At 65.1% G+C, this 16,132-nt stretch carries 16 protein-coding genes; 11 read left to right on the forward strand and 5 right to left on the reverse strand.

Features of this window, described 5'->3' with window-relative positions; genetic code table 11:
- From BMY68_RS00795 to BMY68_RS00820, 6 genes are all read left to right on the forward strand, one after another.
- Positions 1 to 1,989, forward strand: a complete 1,989-nt coding sequence (locus tag BMY68_RS00795) for a heme lyase CcmF/NrfE family subunit (protein WP_085530168.1) — start codon at positions 1 to 3, stop codon at positions 1,987 to 1,989.
- Positions 1,986 to 2,522, forward strand: coding sequence for a DsbE family thiol:disulfide interchange protein (locus BMY68_RS00800; RefSeq protein WP_007922047.1), 537 nt, complete (start codon positions 1,986 to 1,988; stop codon positions 2,520 to 2,522). Before BMY68_RS00795 ends, BMY68_RS00800 begins: the two co-directional genes overlap by 4 nt.
- Positions 2,519 to 2,989, forward strand: coding sequence for a cytochrome c-type biogenesis protein (locus BMY68_RS00805; RefSeq protein ID WP_009042761.1), 471 nt, complete (start codon positions 2,519 to 2,521; stop codon positions 2,987 to 2,989). Before BMY68_RS00800 ends, BMY68_RS00805 begins: the two co-directional genes overlap by 4 nt.
- The gene (ccmI, locus tag BMY68_RS00810; protein WP_085530169.1) at positions 2,986 to 4,188 is read left to right on the forward strand and encodes a c-type cytochrome biogenesis protein CcmI; all 1,203 of its coding nucleotides are present in this window, start codon (positions 2,986 to 2,988) and stop codon (positions 4,186 to 4,188) included. Before BMY68_RS00805 ends, ccmI begins: the two co-directional genes overlap by 4 nt.
- A gap of 11 nt (positions 4,189 to 4,199) precedes the next feature.
- Entirely contained in the window at positions 4,200 to 4,604 is a 405-nt protein-coding gene (locus BMY68_RS00815; RefSeq protein WP_085530170.1) for a hypothetical protein, read from the forward strand.
- A gap of 114 nt (positions 4,605 to 4,718) precedes the next feature.
- Positions 4,719 to 5,861 (forward strand): hypothetical protein, encoded by a 1,143-nt coding sequence (locus BMY68_RS00820; RefSeq protein ID WP_085530171.1) that lies wholly within the window; start codon positions 4,719 to 4,721, stop codon positions 5,859 to 5,861.
- Between the two features lie 6 nt (positions 5,862 to 5,867).
- Here BMY68_RS00820 and BMY68_RS00825 read toward each other — a convergent pair whose 3' ends face one another.
- Entirely contained in the window at positions 5,868 to 6,767 is a 900-nt protein-coding gene (locus BMY68_RS00825; RefSeq protein ID WP_062823233.1) for a LysR family transcriptional regulator, read from the reverse strand.
- A gap of 62 nt (positions 6,768 to 6,829) precedes the next feature.
- A complete protein-coding gene (locus BMY68_RS00830; RefSeq protein WP_085530172.1) occupies positions 6,830 to 7,747 on the reverse strand; it encodes a LysR family transcriptional regulator in 918 nt (305 codons plus the stop codon).
- Between the two features lie 112 nt (positions 7,748 to 7,859).
- Between BMY68_RS00830 and BMY68_RS00835 the strand changes: the two genes are divergently transcribed.
- The 3 genes from BMY68_RS00835 to BMY68_RS00845 all read left to right on the forward strand — a co-directional run bounded on the left by BMY68_RS00835 (position 7,860) and on the right by BMY68_RS00845 (position 11,375).
- Positions 7,860 to 8,672, forward strand: coding sequence for a phytanoyl-CoA dioxygenase family protein (locus BMY68_RS00835; protein WP_085530173.1), 813 nt, complete (start codon positions 7,860 to 7,862; stop codon positions 8,670 to 8,672).
- An 84-nt stretch (positions 8,673 to 8,756) separates the two neighbouring features.
- Positions 8,757 to 9,944 carry a M20 aminoacylase family protein gene (locus BMY68_RS00840; RefSeq protein ID WP_085530174.1) on the forward strand — a complete coding sequence of 396 codons (1,188 nt, stop codon included), beginning with the start codon at positions 8,757 to 8,759 and terminating at the stop codon, positions 9,942 to 9,944.
- A gap of 87 nt (positions 9,945 to 10,031) precedes the next feature.
- Positions 10,032 to 11,375 carry an MFS transporter gene (locus tag BMY68_RS00845; protein ID WP_085530175.1) on the forward strand — a complete coding sequence of 448 codons (1,344 nt, stop codon included), beginning with the start codon at positions 10,032 to 10,034 and terminating at the stop codon, positions 11,373 to 11,375.
- 8 nt (positions 11,376 to 11,383) lie between these two features.
- On the opposite strand, the gene BMY68_RS00850 is transcribed toward BMY68_RS00845, so the two are convergent.
- The gene (locus tag BMY68_RS00850) at positions 11,384 to 12,592 is read right to left on the reverse strand and encodes an MFS transporter (protein WP_053260140.1); all 1,209 of its coding nucleotides are present in this window, start codon (positions 12,590 to 12,592) and stop codon (positions 11,384 to 11,386) included.
- Between the two features lie 265 nt (positions 12,593 to 12,857).
- Between BMY68_RS00850 and BMY68_RS00855 the strand changes: the two genes are divergently transcribed.
- On the forward strand, positions 12,858 to 13,487 hold the full coding sequence (locus BMY68_RS00855) for a DUF5666 domain-containing protein (protein WP_023968338.1): 630 nt from the start codon (positions 12,858 to 12,860) through the stop codon (positions 13,485 to 13,487).
- Between the two features lie 105 nt (positions 13,488 to 13,592).
- Complete coding sequence (locus tag BMY68_RS00860) at positions 13,593 to 14,042, forward strand: RidA family protein (RefSeq protein WP_085530176.1); 450 nt, start codon at positions 13,593 to 13,595, stop codon at positions 14,040 to 14,042.
- A 128-nt stretch (positions 14,043 to 14,170) separates the two neighbouring features.
- On the opposite strand, the gene BMY68_RS00865 is transcribed toward BMY68_RS00860, so the two are convergent.
- Entirely contained in the window at positions 14,171 to 15,169 is a 999-nt protein-coding gene (locus BMY68_RS00865) for a sulfate ABC transporter substrate-binding protein (RefSeq protein WP_085530177.1), read from the reverse strand.
- Between the two features lie 106 nt (positions 15,170 to 15,275).
- Positions 15,276 to 16,121, reverse strand: coding sequence for an ion transporter (locus BMY68_RS00870; RefSeq protein WP_085530178.1), 846 nt, complete (start codon positions 16,119 to 16,121; stop codon positions 15,276 to 15,278).
- Positions 16,122 to 16,132 lie beyond the last annotated feature (11 nt).

Consider the following 16,132-nt stretch of genomic DNA (forward strand, 5'->3'; position numbering starts at 1 on the left):
ATGACATCCGCACTCTTCATTCCCGAGCTCGGTCATCTGGCGATGATCCTGGCCCTGTGTTTTGCCCTGGTCCAGGCCGTGGTGCCGCTGCTTGGCGCCTGGCGCGGCGACCGTCTGTGGATGGGCCTGGCGCAGCCCGCGGCCTGGGGGCAGTTCGCCTTTCTGACTTTCGCCTTCGGCTGCCTGACCTACGCCTTCATGGTCGACGATTTCTCGGTGGCCTATGTCGCCAGCAACTCCAACAGCGCCTTGCCCTGGTACTACAAGTTCAGCGCGGTGTGGGGCGCCCATGAGGGCTCGTTGCTGCTCTGGGCGCTGATCCTCGGGGGCTGGACCTTCGCCGTGTCGGTGTTCTCCCGGCAGTTGCCGCAAGTGATGCTGGCGCGGGTGCTGGCGGTGATGGGCATGATCAGCACCGGCTTCCTGCTGTTCCTGATCGTCACCTCCAACCCCTTCGCGCGGATTCTGCCGCAGGTGCCCGGCGACGGCCGCGACCTCAACCCGCTGCTGCAGGATATCGGCCTGATCGTGCACCCGCCGATGCTCTACATGGGCTATGTCGGTTTCTCCGTGGCCTTCGCCTTCGCCATCGCCGCCTTGCTCGGCGGTCGTCTGGACGCGGCCTGGGCGCGCTGGTCGCGGCCCTGGACCATAGTCGCCTGGGCATTCCTCGGCATCGGTATCACCCTCGGCTCCTGGTGGGCCTACTACGAACTCGGCTGGGGTGGCTGGTGGTTCTGGGATCCGGTGGAAAACGCCTCGTTCATGCCCTGGCTGGTGGGCACCGCGTTGATCCACTCGCTGGCGGTCACCGAAAAGCGCGGCGTGTTCAAGAGCTGGACCGTGCTGCTGGCCATCGCCGCGTTCTCCCTGAGCCTGCTGGGGACCTTCCTGGTACGTTCCGGGGTGCTGACCTCGGTCCACGCCTTCGCCTCGGACCCCGAGCGCGGCGTGTTCATCCTGATCTTCCTGCTGTTCGTGGTCGGCGGTTCGTTGACCCTGTTCGCCCTGCGCGCGCCGGTGGTCAAGAGCCAGGTCGGCTTCAACCTGTGGTCGCGGGAAACCCTGCTGCTGGGCAACAACCTGGTGCTGGTGGTGGCGGCCTCGATGATCCTGCTGGGCACTCTGTACCCGCTGGTGCTGGACGCCCTGACCGGGGCCAAGCTGTCGGTCGGCCCGCCGTACTTCAACGCGCTGTTCATTCCACTGATGGCGCTGCTGATGGTGGTGATGGCGATCGGCGTGGTGGTGCGCTGGAAAGACACCCCGGTGAAATGGCTGGTGAGCATGCTGACTCCGGTACTGCTGGGCAGCGCCGCGCTGGCGGTGGTGGCCGGTATTGTCTACGGCGACTTCAACTGGGCAGTGCTGGCGACCTTCATGCTGGCGGCCTGGGTGTTGCTCGCCGGGGTCCGCGATATTTTCGACAAGACCCGCCACAAAGGCCTGGTCAAGGGCCTGCCGGGCCTGACCCGCAGCTACTGGGGCATGCAACTGGCGCACCTGGGCATCGCGGTCTGCGCCCTGGGCGTGGTGCTGTCGAGCCAGAATAGCGCCGAGCGCGACCTGCGCCTGGAGCCGGGCGAGTCCATGGACCTGGCCGGTTATCACTTTGTCTTCGAGGGCGCCAAGCATTTCGAAGGCCCCAACTTCACCTCCGACAAGGGCACGGTGCGGGTGGTCCGCGATGGCAAGGAAATCGCCGTGCTGCACCCGGAAAAACGCCTCTACACGGTACAGAACTCGGTGATGACCGAGGCCGGCATCGACGCCGGTTTCACCCGTGATCTCTACGTCGCCCTCGGCGAGCCGCTGGGCGATGGCGCCTGGGCCGTGCGGGTGCACGTCAAGCCGTTCGTGCGCTGGATCTGGTTCGGCGGCCTGCTCACCGGTTTCGGTGGCCTGCTGGCGGCCCTCGACCGGCGTTACCGGGTCAAGGTGAAGACCCGGGTGCGCGAAGCCCTGGGCATGACAGGAGCCACTGCATGAGACGCTGGATAATGTTGTTGCCGCTGGCGCTGTTCCTGCTGGTGGCGGTGTTCCTGTACCGCGGGTTGTACCTGGACCCGGCCGAGCTGCCATCGGCGATGATCGGCAAGCCGTTCCCGGAGTTCTCCCTGCCGTCGGTGCAGGGCGACAAGACCCTGACCCGTGCCGACCTGCTGGGCAAGCCGGCGCTGGTCAACGTCTGGGGCACCTGGTGCATTTCCTGCCGGGTCGAGCACCCGGTGCTGAACAAGCTGGCGCAGCAGGGTGTGACCATCTACGGCGTCAACTACAAGGACGTCAACGCCGACGCCCTGAAGTGGCTGGTCGAGTTCCACAATCCCTATCAGCTGGATATCCGCGACGAGGAGGGCACCCTGGGCCTGAACCTCGGGGTGTACGGCGCGCCGGAAACCTTCTTCATCGACGCCAAGGGCATCATCCGCGACAAGTACGTCGGGGTGATCGACGAAACGGTGTGGCGCGAGAAACTGGCCGCCAAATATCAGGCCCTGGCCGATGAGGCCAAGCCATGAAGCGCTGGCTGGCCGCGGCCGTCCTGGGCCTTTGCATCGCTGGCGTGGCCCACGCCGCGATCGATACCTACGAATTCGCCAACGACGCCGAGCGCGAGCGCTTTCGCGAGTTGACCAAAGAACTGCGGTGCCCCAAGTGCCAGAACCAGGACATCGCCGACTCCAATGCGCCGATCGCCGCGGACTTGCGCAAGGAGATCTTCCGCATGCTCGGCGAAGGCAAGGACAACCAGCAGATCATCGATTTCATGGTCGACCGCTATGGCGACTTCGTGCGCTACAAGCCGGCCCTGACCGGCAAGACCGCCTTGCTCTGGTTCGGCCCCGCCGGCCTGCTGTTGGGGGGCGTGGTGATCATCGCCGTGATCGTCCGGCGTCGGCGCGTGCAGCGCAGCGACAGCCCGAGCACACTTTCCGCCGAGGAGCGTCAGCGCCTCGACCAACTGTTGGATAAAGACCGCGAATGATTGATTTCTGGCTCGCCGCAGGCCTGCTGCTCCTGGTAGCCCTGAGTTTTCTGCTGATCCCGGTTCTACGCGGCCGTCGCGCCCAGCGTGAAGAGGATCGTACCGCGCTGAACGTGGCGCTTTATCAAGAACGCGTGGCCGAGCTGCAAGGCCAGCAGGCCGAAGGCGTGCTCAGCGCCGAGCAGATGGACAGCGGCCGCGCCGAAGCCGCGCGCGAATTGCTGGCCGACACTGAGGGCGCGGAACCGGCTGGGGTGTCGCGCCTGGGCAAGCCGCTGCCATTGCTGGCGGCGCTGCTGGTGCCGCTATTGGGTTTGGGCCTGTACCTGCATTTCGGCGCCAGCGACAAGGTCGAGCTGACCCGTGAATTCGCCCAGGCCCCGCAATCCATGGAAGAGATGACCCGCCGCCTCGAGCGCGCGGTCGCCGCCCAGCCGGATTCCGCCGAGGGCCTGTACTTCCTCGGCCGTACCTACATGGCCCAGGACCGCCCGGCGGACGCGGCGAAGATCTTCGAGCGCACCGTGGCCCTGGCCGGGCGCCAGCCGGAACTGCTCGGCCAGTGGGCGCAGGCGCAGTATTTCGCCGATGGCAAGCGGTGGTCGGACAAGGTCCAGGCCCTGACCGACGAAGCGCTGAAGGCCGATCCGAAGGAGGTCACCAGCCTCGGCCTGTTGGGCATCGCCGCCTTCGAAGGCGAGCGTTATCAGGAGGCGATCGATTACTGGAACCGCCTGCTGGCGCAATTGCCGGCGGACGACAACTCGCGCGCCGCGCTGCAGGGCGGTATCGATCGGGCCACCGAGAAGCTGCTGGCCAGCGGCGGCAAAGTGGCCCAGGCGCCTGCGCCCAAGGCCGCCGCGCTGCTCAAGGTGCGTGTCGAGCTGGCCGCCGATCTGAAAGCCAAGGTGCAGCCGGGCGACAGCGTGTTCATCTTTGCCCGCGCCACTTCCGGGCCGCCGGCGCCGCTGGCGGCCAAGCGCCTGACCGTGGCCGACCTGCCGGTGACGGTGGAACTGGGAGATGCCGACGCGATGATGCCGCAGTTGAAACTGTCGAACTTCCCGGAAGTCCAACTGGTTGCACGCATTTCCCGCGCCGGCCAACCGACTGCCGGTGAGTGGATCGGTCGCAGCAAGCCCCTGGCCAGCAGCACCACCGCGCCGCAACAACTGACCATCGACAGCCCGGATAAATAAGAGAAGCCGCCATGACCGCCATTGCCCGCATCACCCTGTTAACACTGGTCCTGGGGTTGAGCGCCTGTGCGGTCCAGCAGCCGACGCCGCCCGAGACGCTGCCACCGATTCCGCCCGCGCAGCCCAGCACCAAGCCGGCGCCGCCCAGTACCCCGAGCAAACCCGCCACGCCGATCAAGCCGGCCAAGCCGCTGCCGCGCACTTCCGCGAGCTTCGCGCCGCCGCCGGGTGGCAACAGCCACTGGGACCCGCGCCTGGGCGTCTATGTGCTGGATAACCAGACCAACACTTTCTACCGCCAGCGCACCTACTACCGCTGGAATAACGGTTGGAGCCGTTCCATCAGCCCCGACGGGCCATGGGAAGAGACCGATATCCACGGCGTGCCATCGGGCCTGGGGCGCCAGTTCCAGTAAGCGGCTCCCAGTAAGCGGCGACCACTGAGCGGACCGCGGGCGAGTCCGGTTCAAGCGGTCGGTTGGATGGCCGATACCCCGGGGTGTTCCTGAGTATCGCCATCCGAGCGCCCGATGAAGAAAAGCCTGAACAAACCCTATTTCGCGCCTATGGCCTTCTGCCTCTGTCTTTTCGTTGTCCTGCTTTCCCTGCATGGCTTCGACAATGTCGAGGTCCCGCAACTGATCTACCTGTCCCTGACGCCTGCGTGCCTGCTGGTGTTCCTTCTCTTCCTGTACAACTTTTTCTGCTGGAGCTTCATCTCGGTCTTTCCCCTGGGCGAGATCGGCTGGAAGCGCGTGGACTACGGCTGGCTGCTGCTGGCTTCGCTGGCCCTGATCAGCGAGACGCAGAACGTCAGGACCGAATGGTTTCAGAGCGACTATCGACTAGCCGAATTCCATGAAGCCTCGACCCAGAGGCGCCTCAAGGCCGAGATCGACGATCTGCTGGGCCCGGATCATTGCCGTGCCGCCGCGACTCTCTATAGCGCCGCCGATGCCGCGCAGGTGAACGAGCTCTGTCAGCGTTTTGCCACGTTAGAGAGAACGGCGCAGGGGCGGCTGACGGCGCTCTCGGTGGGGACGGTGATCCAGGCACTGGATGAGCTTCGCGCCCGGTATTCGGCGCCGCCTGTATTGGCGTGGCTCGGCCGCCTCGATGAAACCCTGGGCGACCAGCGCAAGGCCCGGGGCGAGGTTTCCAGGCTGTATGAGCTGACCCGCGCCACCAACGCCGAGACCGTTTATCGCTACTTCGTTCCGGTATTGCTGGTGTTCGCCCTGGCCCTGCGTGCCTCGAAGGTCACCGGTGAGGTGCTGCTCAAGGCCCCGCGCAAACGCAAGGTATGGATGATCATCAACCGGCGCATGGTGATCGATGGCCTGGGGTTTGTCCGCGGCGCCCGCAGCCGCTTCGACGAAGCGCTGCACAACTGGCGCGTGGCGAAGTGGGACGTGGTGCACCTGGCCTGTCCGTTCCTGCCTGAAGTCAGTGCCGTCGATGCCCTGGTTGCCGTGGTGCCCGGCTTTTACGAAAACGAGTTCCAGCTGGCGGCTATCGACACCTTCGAGCAGTGCGGGTTTGTCGAGTGGGCGGCTGCCCAATCGATCGAAACCTTGTATCTGGTGGGCGAAACCGACCCTGCGCTGATCGAGCGGGTCCAACGCTGGGGCGAGGCGGCCAAGGTCGAAGTGCTGGTACGTGGGCGAATCTGACGTCGCTCAACCTTGAGTGGCATCCGCGCGGGTCAGCAGCTGCTGGACAAACTCGACGAAGGCCCGGGCCTTGGCGCTGGTCAGCCGTCCGGTAGGGAACACCGCCCACAGCTCCTGGCGGGGCAGCGTCCAGTCCGACATCACTTCGCGCACCGCGCCACTGGTCAGCTCGGGGGCGAACATCCATTGTGAGGCCAGGGTCAGCCCCTGGTGGGCCAGCACCGACTCGCGCAACCCCTCCGCGGCGCTGACGCGAATCCGCCCGCGGACTGTCACCGAATGCTGTTCGTCACCCCGTTCGAAGCGCCAGTGGGCACCACCGCCGAGGCTGTAGACGATCGCCTGGTGCTGGCCCAGGTCGGCGGGGCAGGCGGGTTCGCCGTGGCGGGCGAAGTAGTCCGGGGTGGCCAATACCACGCGCCGGCATTCGCCGATCCGCCGCGCGGTCAGCCCGGAGTCGCTCAACGGGCCCATGCGCAGGGCGACGTCGATGCCGGCCTCCACCAGATTGATATTGCGGTCATCCAGCACCACGTCGATGTCGAGCTCGGGGTGGCGTTCGAGAAAGCTCCCCAGGTGCGGCACGATGTGCAGGCGGGCGAAGGTCACCGCGGCGCAGATCCGCAGCGTACCGCGCAGCCCCGTACCGGCCCCGCGCGCCGCGAGATCGGCTTCGTCGGCCTCTTCGAGGGCCCGCCTGGCGCGCTCGAAAAACGCCATGCCGGCCTCGGTGGGCGTCAGGCCGCGGGTCGAGCGCAGCAACAGCCGCACCGCCAGCCGCGCCTCCAGCTGGGCGATGGTTTTCGACACGGCCGGCTGGCCGATATCCAGAAGCCGGGCGGCGGCGGAAAAGGACCCGCTTTCCACCACATGAACGAAGGTTTGCATGGCTGCCAGCCGGTCCATTGGGACTCCTTGTGCTTGAACGATCGAGTGTTGTGTGGAACGCCGCCGAGCCGCGGCGCCGCTTATGGGTGCCAGCCAAACCCCGGGCTTTCGCCGAACCATTGCAGGGCCTGTTCCCGCAGGGCGTTGACCAGCGGCGAGTGGCTGCGGGCCCGGGACTGGGCGAGCACGATGCGTTGCAGCGGCAGCGGTTCGGCAATCGGCCGGATCGCCAGCGGCCGCCCGTCATAGCTGTGGTCACCGAAGGGCCGGGTATAGGCCACGGCCACGCCAAAGCCGTTGGCCACCAGCCCGCGCTGCAGTTCGAAAGAATAGGTCTTGCTGAAGTTTTTCGGCTGCAAGCCATGGAAGCGGAACAGGTCGAGGAAATGCTGCCAGCTGTAGGCCTGTTCGGTCAGCACCAGGGGGTAATCGCAGAGCTGGCGCAGGCTGACCTCGCGGTGACCGGCCAGGGGATGCTCGGCCGGCAATAGCGCATGGGCCGACAGTTCGCACAGCACCGTGCTCTGTACCCCATCCGGCAAGCCCAGGTCATAGCTGAGGGCGGCGTCCAGGCTGCCGTTGCTCAGTTGCTTGCCGATCTGGTCGAAGCCGTATTCGCGAATCGTCACCTCGATCGCCGGGTGGCGTTCCTTGAGGCCGCGCAACAGCTGCGGCAGGCAATAGGGTGCCAGGTCCTCGAAGCAGGCCAGCATCAGTTCGCCGGACAAGGTGTCGTCGTGGTCCGCCAGGCGCTCCAGCTCATGCACGCCGGCCACTATCTGCTGGGCCTTGTCCATCGCCAGGCGGCCGAACGACGTCAGCGTCACTCCCTGTCCGCGCTGGCGAATGAACAGCACTTGCCCCAGGTGTCCTTCCAGTTCGCTGAGGGCGGCGGAGACCGCCGGCTGCGATACGTTCAGGTGCTCGGCGGCCTGAGTGATATTGCCGTGGCGAGTGACCGCCAGGGCGCAGCGCAGGTGGCGCAGACTGATCTTCATAAGAAACTCCGAGGAGCCAGATCGGATCATATTATTTTATTTTTGGATGAGCCTGGGGCAATAGTCTGGCCGTGGTCGCCGCGATTATGGCGGCCGTCACGCAGGAGCCCCTATGAACAGGTCAGTCAGCCCTTTGGTATCAGCGGCGGATATCGCAGCTTTTCAACGCGATGGCGCCATTTGTCTACGTGGTGTGTTCAAGGACTGGGTCGGGTCGATCGCCGCAGGTATCGAGCGTAACCAGCGCGAGCCGGGCCCCTATGCCACCAACGTGGTGGCGGCCGGCGAGCCGGGTGGGTTTTTCGACGATTACTGCAACTGGGAGCGCATTCCCGAATTCGTCGCCATGGTCCGTGAGTCGCCCGCGGCGGGGATTGCAGCAGCGGTGATGCAGTCGCCCAGTGCGCAGTTCTTTCACGATCATGTACTGGTCAAGGAGCCGGGCACCCAGAAGCCGACGCCCTGGCATCAGGACATTCCCTATTACTTTCTCGATGGCGAGCAGACCGTCAGCCTGTGGATCCCGGTGGACCCGGTGCGCGAGGCGACCTTGCGCCTGATCGCCGGCTCCCACCTCTGGCCGCAGTGGGTGCTGCCGCTGCGCTGGAAGGACGACAGCAGCTTTTACGAGGATGTCAGCCGCTATCGGCCGGTGCCGGACCCGGATGTCGAACCCGGCATGCAGGTGCTGGAGTGGCAGATGGAGCCGGGGGACGCGGTGCTGTTCGACTTCCGCACCGTGCACAGCGCACGCGGCAATCTCAGTCAGGCCCGCCGACGCGTGCTGTCGCTGCGCTGGCTGGGCGAGGACGTGCGTTATGCCGAGCGCCCTGGCAGGACCTCGCCGCCGTACCCTGACCACGGCATGCAAGCAGGCCAGCGCCTGCGCCAGGACTGGTTCCCAAAGATCTGGCCGCCAGCCTGACGGCGATCTACCTAAAAAACCTACAAGAGCCTGACAGCGTCTCAGCCGGCGATCAGGCCATCTATCACTGCTGAGGAGAAACCCATGCCGAGCCCAACGATCCTGCCTGAGATACGCGAGCTGACGACGCCCATGGTTGCGCTGCGCCAGCATCTGCACGCCCATCCTGAACTGAGCTACGAGGAGTTCGAAACCAGCCGCCTGGTCGCCGACAAGCTGCGCGGCTGGGGTTACGAGGTTCACCACGGGCTGGCCGGCACCGGCGTCGTGGCGTCGTTGCGCAAGGGCCGGGGCAACCGGGTCATCGGCCTGCGCGCGGACATGGACGCCTTGCCGATCCTGGAAACCAGCGGCTTGCCCTATGCCAGCCGGCATGACGGCAAGATGCATGCCTGTGGCCATGACGGGCATACCGCGATGCTGCTGGCCGCCGGCCAGTGCCTGGCCCAAAGCATCGACTTCGATGGCACCGTACGCCTGATCTTCCAGCCCGCCGAGGAAGGGCACGTGGGCGCGCGAAAGATGATCGAGGATGGGCTGTTTCAGCTGTTTCCCTGCGATGCGGTCTTTGCCATGCACAATTGGCCGGGGTTGCCGGTGGGCACGTTCGGTTTTCTCCCCGGGCCATTCATGGCCTCGGCCGACACCGTGACGATTGGCATCAACGGCCGTGGCGGTCACGGCGCCATGCCCCAGGACACGGTCGACCCGATAGTCGCCGCGGCCTCGCTGGTCATGGCGTTGCAGACCGTGGTGGCGCGCAACCTGCCGCCCCTGGAAATGGGCGTGGTCGGGGTCGGGGCGATTCACGGCGGCAGCAGTTCGTCGGTGGTTCCCACCCGTGTCGAGCTGGCGGTGACGGTCAGGGCGTTGAAAGAAACGAGCCGTGAACTGTTGCTACAGCGCATCGAGGCGCTGGCCCACGCCCAGGCCCAGGCATTCGGCGCGACTGCCGAAGTCACGGTCAGCGCCAACGCGTTCCCGGTGCTCTACAACCACCCGCGGGAAACCGCCCTGGCGCGGGCGGTGGCCCTGGAGTGGCTGGGCGAGGAGGGGCTGGTCGCCGATATGCAGCCGATGACCTGCAGCGAGGATTTCTCTTTCATGCTGCAAGCCTGTCCCGGCAGCTACCTGATCATGGGCAACGGCGAAGGGACGGCGGGCGGCTGCCTGCTGCATAACCCGGCCTATGACTTCAATGACGCCGGCCTGCCTTACGGCGCCAGCTACTGGGTGAAGCTGGTGAGCGCCTTTCTCGATCCAGTCGACTGATTCGCAGCCTCTGGTGGTCGCTCCGGCCGGGCCTGTTCGGGCCCGGCCGGTCGTGGGTGCGTAGCCCTTGTCTGCAAGGAGAATGTCATGGCCGTTGTTTCCGAATCCTTCGCGCCGGTTGCAGCGACGAATCTGTGTGTTTCCCGTCGGCGGGTGATTGTCGGTACCACTATCGGTAACGCCCTGGAGTTTTTCGACTTCACGGTGTTCAGCTTTCTGATGCTGTTTATCGGGCCGCTGTTTTTCCCTGCGGCGTCCGGTTACGGGCAGTTGCTGCTGACCACCGCGACCTTTGGCGTGGGTTTCCTGATGCGCCCGGTCGGCGCGCTGCTGATCGGTTCCTACTCCGACCGCTTTGGCCGTCGCTCGGCGATGACCCTGACCCTGTTCCTGATGGGCCTGGGTTGCGGCCTGATGGCCTTGACCCCGACCTATGGCCAGATCGGCATGGCCGCGCCCCTGATCATGGCGCTGGCGCGGCTGATCCAGGGCTTTGCCGCCGGGGGCGAAGTGGGGGCGGCGACCACCCTGCTGGTGGAACACGCCCCCGCATCGCAACGGGGTTTTTATGCCAGTTGGCAGTTCGGCAGCCAGTCGCTGGGGGTCTTCCTCGGTTCGATCATGGTCGCGGCGCTGGTGGCGGGGCTGGATCAACAGGCGATGAGCGAGTGGGGTTGGCGGGTGCCGTTTTTCATCGGCATGCTCACCGCCCCGGTGGGCTGGTACATCCGTCGCCACCTGGAAGACACCCTGGTGGTCGGGCTGTCGACGGCCCACAGCCAGCAGGCCAGGGAACATGCGGCCCGCAGCAGTCCGTTGCGTGAGCTGTTCGGCCAGCACAAGTGGGCATTGGGCAAAAGCGTGCTGCTGATGCTCGGGGCCATGGTCTCGACCCAAATCATCGCCTTTTATATGCCGGCCTATGCCGCCAGGGTGCTGGGCCTGCCGACCACCTCCAGCCTGCTGGCCAGCGTGGTGGTGGGGGCTGTCTGTTTTGTGTTGTCGCCGCTGGTGGGCTGGCTGGCCGATCGCTGTGGGCGCAAGCGGGTGATTTTCTGCTCGCGCCTGCTGACCCTAGTGGTGATAGTGCCGTGTTTCCAGTGGCTGATCGCTGCCCCCAGCCTGTTCAACCTGCTGCTGATCATCAGCCTGCTCTCGGTGTTGCTGGCCCTGCAGACGGTGCCGGGCATCACCATGTTGCCGGAGATGTTTCCCAAGTCGGTGCGCACCACCGGCATGGCGGCGGCCTACGGTATCGGGGTCTCGGTGTTTGGCGGCTTCGCCCAGTTTTTTGTCACCTGGCTGATGCGGGTGACCGAGCAGGCGCTGGCGCCGGCCTGGTACATGATGGCGACGGTCGCCTTGTCCACCCTGGTGTTGCTGTGGATTCGCGACCGCACCGGTGAGGACATCGATCAGGCTGCGGCTTGAGCCCGGGCTCAGGCCGTAACAGGCAGCGCCTTCTGCGAGGTGCCCAGGAAACGCAGCAGGGCCAACAGCGGCAAGGCGCTGCCGACGCCGACTATGCCCAGCCAGCCAGCGTGTTCGTAGACCGCGCTGGCAATCGACGAGCCGACCGCGCCTCCAATGAAAATGCTGGTCATGTACAGCGCGTTCAGGCGGCCGCGGCTATGGGCATCGAGGGCGTAGACCGCGCGCTGGCCGAGGACCATGTTCATCTGCACGCAGAAATCCAGGACCACGCCGGTCACTGCCAGGCCGATGACGCTGTAGGCCGGGTGGACAAAGGCCGGCAGGAAGCTCAAGGCGGCGAACAGCATGGCCAGCAACGAGGCGACGCGGGTGTGGCCGGCATCCGCCAGGCGTCCGCTGATGGGCGCGGCGATGGCGCCGATGGCTCCGACCAGGGCGAACAGGGCGATCTGGCTTTGCGACAGGCCGTGATTGCGCGCCAGCTCCAGCGGCACCGCGGTCCAGAACAGGCTGAAGGTGGCGAACATACAGGCCTGGTAAAACGCTCGCTGGCGCAGCACCGGTTGCTGGCGCAGCAGGGTGCCCAGCGAGCGCAGCAGTTGGCCGTAGGTGGCGCTGTGAGCGGGCTGGCGCTTGGGCACGGTCAGCAGCAGGACCAGGCTGATGGCGGCCATCAGCACGGCGGCGGCGATAAACATCGCGCGCCAGCCGAACAGGTCGGCCACCACGCTGGACACCGGGCGCGCCAGCAGGATGCCCAGCAGCAGGCCGCCCATGATGCCGCCGACCACCCGGCCGCGGGACTCTTCCGGTGTCAGGTGGGCGGCCAGGGGAATCAGGATCTGTACCGACACCGAGCTGAAGCCGATCAGCAGCGAGACCAGCAGAAAGGCGTTGGGCTGCTCGGTGAACCCGGCGCCCAGCAGGCTGGCGATGGCCACCAGGCTGGTGAGGATCATCAGCCGGCGGTTTTCCAGCAGGTCGCCCAGGGGCACCAGGAAGAACAGGCCCAGGGCGTAGCCGATCTGGGTCAGGGATACGATCAGGCTGGCCATGGTGCTGCTCAGGCCGATGTCCGGGGCGATCAGCTCGATGATTGGCTGGGCATAGTAGATGTTGGCGACTATGGCGCCGCAGCAGAAGGCGAACAGCAGCACCATGCCGCGGGTCATGGTCGTGGTGGCGGCGGGCAGCCCCTGGGTCGTGGAAGTCATGGCGATTCTCGTTGCAGCGAAAAGGATGCGGGCGAGGCTAAGGGGCTGGCCCGTGACGCGGTAGAAGCTGACGAGCGATAGCATTCATGCCCGGGAGGAATAAATGCCTGGCGGGGCCGGCCGAGAGCGGCAGACGACGACCGGGATCGCGTTGCGATGATACATTTACTTACATTCAGTTCCATAGCTCGCTCATTGTTCCGCGGACACTGGAGTGCTTTCGTTTAGACCTCTGTGCCACCTTTCATCACAGGAAGCCCGTCCCATGAATCTGTGTCTTCGCCGCCTGCTCGGCGGCGCCCAAGCGATCACCCTCGGTGCACTGCTGCTGGCCGGCCCGGCCCAGGCCCAGGACGCGCCGGGCATGCGCATCGGCGTGCGCGGGGAAATCACCAGCATCGCCGGCGACGCGGTGCGGGTGCACGTCAACAGCGGCGAGAACGTCACCATCAACCTCACGCCACAGACCCAGGTCCGCGCCGTGACCCTGGCCAATATCGAGGACATCAAGCCCGGCAGCTACATAGGTTCGGCCGCCGTGCCGCAGGCCGATGGCAGCCTCAAGGCGCTGGAGGTCCATGTGTTTCCACCGCAGATGGCCGGCACCGGCGACGGCCATCGGCCTTTCGATCTGGTCAAGGGCAGCAGCATGACCAATGGCCGCGTCGGCGACCTGGTGGTGAGCAACGGCCGGACCCTGACCGTCAACTACAAGGGCGGCCAGCAGACAATCCTGGTGCCGGACGACGTGCCCATCGTCAACCTGGTGCCGGGCGACCGCAGCCTGCTCAAGGCCGGGGTCAAGGTGGTGATGTTCGTCTCGCAGAGCGCGGACGGCACGCTCACCGCGCAATCGATCTCCGCCGGCAAGGATGGGGTGACGCCGCCGATGTAGCTGGCTGGCGGTTACGTTGCCAGGTGTTTCAACGACCTGGTTTCGGATGGCCTTGTGCAGGGGCTTGGTTTAGGGTTTGCGGTCGTCTATCGCAGCGGAGGTCCCATGCACGCATCAGTCTTCAATCCGCCCAGTGTCTTCAATTCCCTGCAGTACGGTTTCAGCCAGGCCGTGGAGGTGCGCGGTGGGCGGCGCCTGCTGCTGTCCGGCCAGGTGGGTGTCGATGAGCGCGAGGTCTGCGTCGGCCCGGGGCTGCGCGAGCAGACCGAGCAGAGCTTCGACAATATCGCCCGGGTCCTGGCGGCGGCGGGCGGCGACCTGAGCCACGTGGTCATGCTGCGGATCTACATCGCCGAAGCAGCCCGCGACCAGCAGGAACAGATCAGCCAGGTGCTGTTGCAGCGTTTCCCCCAGCAGCCGCCGGCGTCCTCGTGGATCATCGTCAGCGGCCTGTCCTTGCCCGAGTGGCTGATCGAGATCGAGGCCGAGGCGATGTTGCCTGAGCTGCATCAGGCGGGGAAGGCGGTGCTGTTCGAGGTTGCCGCCGGGCTTTAGATTCCTGCCCCGCAAAATACTGTAGCCGCTGCCGAAGGCTGCGATCGCACACAGCGTGTGCGCAAGATCTGACGATCGCTGAAGGCCTTCGGCCTTATCGCAGCCTGCGGCAGCGGCTACAGGTGTTGTTACTTACCGCCGTAGATCTGGTCGAAGACCCCGCCATCGTTGAAGTGGGTCTTCTGCACGGTACGCCAGTCGCCGAAGGTTTTTTCCACCGACAGGAAGTCGACTTTCGGGAAACGGTCGGTGTACTTGGCCAGGACTTTCGGGTCCCGTGGGCGCAGGTAGTTGTTGGCGGCGATTTCCTGGCCTTCCGGCGACCACAGGTACTTCAGGTATTCCTCGGCCGCGGCGCGCGAGCCTTTCTTGTCGACCACCTTGTCCACCACCGACACCGGCGGCTCGGCTTCGGCGGAGACGCTCGGGTAGATGACTTCGAACTGATCGCGGCCGAATTCGCGGGCGATCATTTCCGCTTCGTTCTCGAAGGTCACCAGCACGTCGCCGATCTGGTTGGTCATGAAGGTGGTGGTGGCGGCGCGACCGCCGGTGTCGAGCACCGGTGCCTGCTTGAACAGCTTGCCGACGAAGTCCTTGGCCTTGTTCTCGTCGCCGCCGTTCTTCAGCACATAACCCCAGGCCGACAGGTAGGTGTAGCGGCCGTTACCCGAGGTCTTCGGGTTCGGCACTATCACCTGTACGCCATCCTTGAGCAGGTCCGGCCAGTCTTTCAGGGCCTTGGGGTTGCCCTTGCGCACGATGAACACGGTGGCCGAGGTGAAGGGAGCGCTGTTGTTCGGCAGGCGGGTCACCCAGTTGTCCGGCACCAGCTTGCCGTTGTCCGCCAGGGCGTTGATGTCGGTGGCCATGTTCATGGTGATGACGTCGGCCGGCAGGCCGTCGATCACCGAGCGCGCCTGTTTGCTGGAGCCGCCGAAGGACATCTGCAGGGTGATGTTCTCGTTGTGCTCGGCCTGCCAGTGCTTCTGGAAGGCGGTGTTGTAGTCCTTGTAGAAGTCTCGCATCACGTCATAGGAAACGTTGAGCAGGGTCGGGGCGGCCTGGGCGACGCTGCCCAGTGCCAGGCCGGCGGCCAGGAGAGAGGCGCTAACGAGTTTTTTCACTGCACATTCCTTTTTGTTGAGAGTGAATTCGAGAGTGAAGGCATTTTGCCGCCGACTATAGCCGGGGCGGTATATCTCTTTAAAGATTAAAAAGTGCTTTGCTTATTCAGTTTTCCTGAACCACTTTCGGGAACAGCGCATTGCCACATCGCGAGCAGAACGCGGCGCCGTGCTCATGGTCGTGCTTCCTGCACACCGGGCAGTCGTGCTTGAGCTGTTCGCCGCGCATGGCATTGGCCAGTTCCGCGGTGAAGATCCCGGTGGGCACGGCGATGATCGAGTAACCGGTAATCATCACCATCGATGAAATCACCTGGCCCAGCGGCGTCTTCGGCACGATGTCGCCAAAACCCACGGTGGTCAGGGTGACGATGGCCCAGTAGATGCCCTTGGGAATACTGGTGAACCCATGCTCGGGCCCCTCGACCACATACATCAGGGTGCCGAACACCGTGACCAGGGTCGATACGCTGAGCAGGAACACGATGATTTTCTGCTTGCTGCCGCGCAGCGCCGACATCAGGTAGTTGGCCTGCTTGAGATACGGGCTGAGCTTGAGCACGCGGAAGATGCGCAGCATGCGGATCACCCGGATGATCAGCAGGTACTGGGCGTCGCTGTAATACAGGGCGAGGATCCCCGGCACGATGGCCAGCAGGTCCACCAGCCCGTAGAAACTGAAGGCGTAGCGCAACGGCTTGGGCGAGCAATACAGGCGCAGGCCGTATTCGATGGCGAAGATCAGGGTAAAACCCCATTCGATATAGGCCAGCACATTGGCGTAGTTCTGATGCACCTCGTCGATGCTGTCGAGGATCACGATCACCAGGCTGGCGAGGATGATCAGCAACAGGGTGCTGTCGAAGCGTCGACCGGCCACGGTGTCGGTCTGGAAAATCATGACGTAGAGACGCTCGCGCCAATGCCGGTTGTTGTCCGTGTTGCTGTCCATGTTGTTCGCCT

Origin of the sequence: Pseudomonas sp. NFACC41-3, from assembly GCF_900109505.1 — a bacterium.
Lineage (GTDB): Bacteria > Pseudomonadota > Gammaproteobacteria > Pseudomonadales > Pseudomonadaceae > Aquipseudomonas > Aquipseudomonas chlororaphis.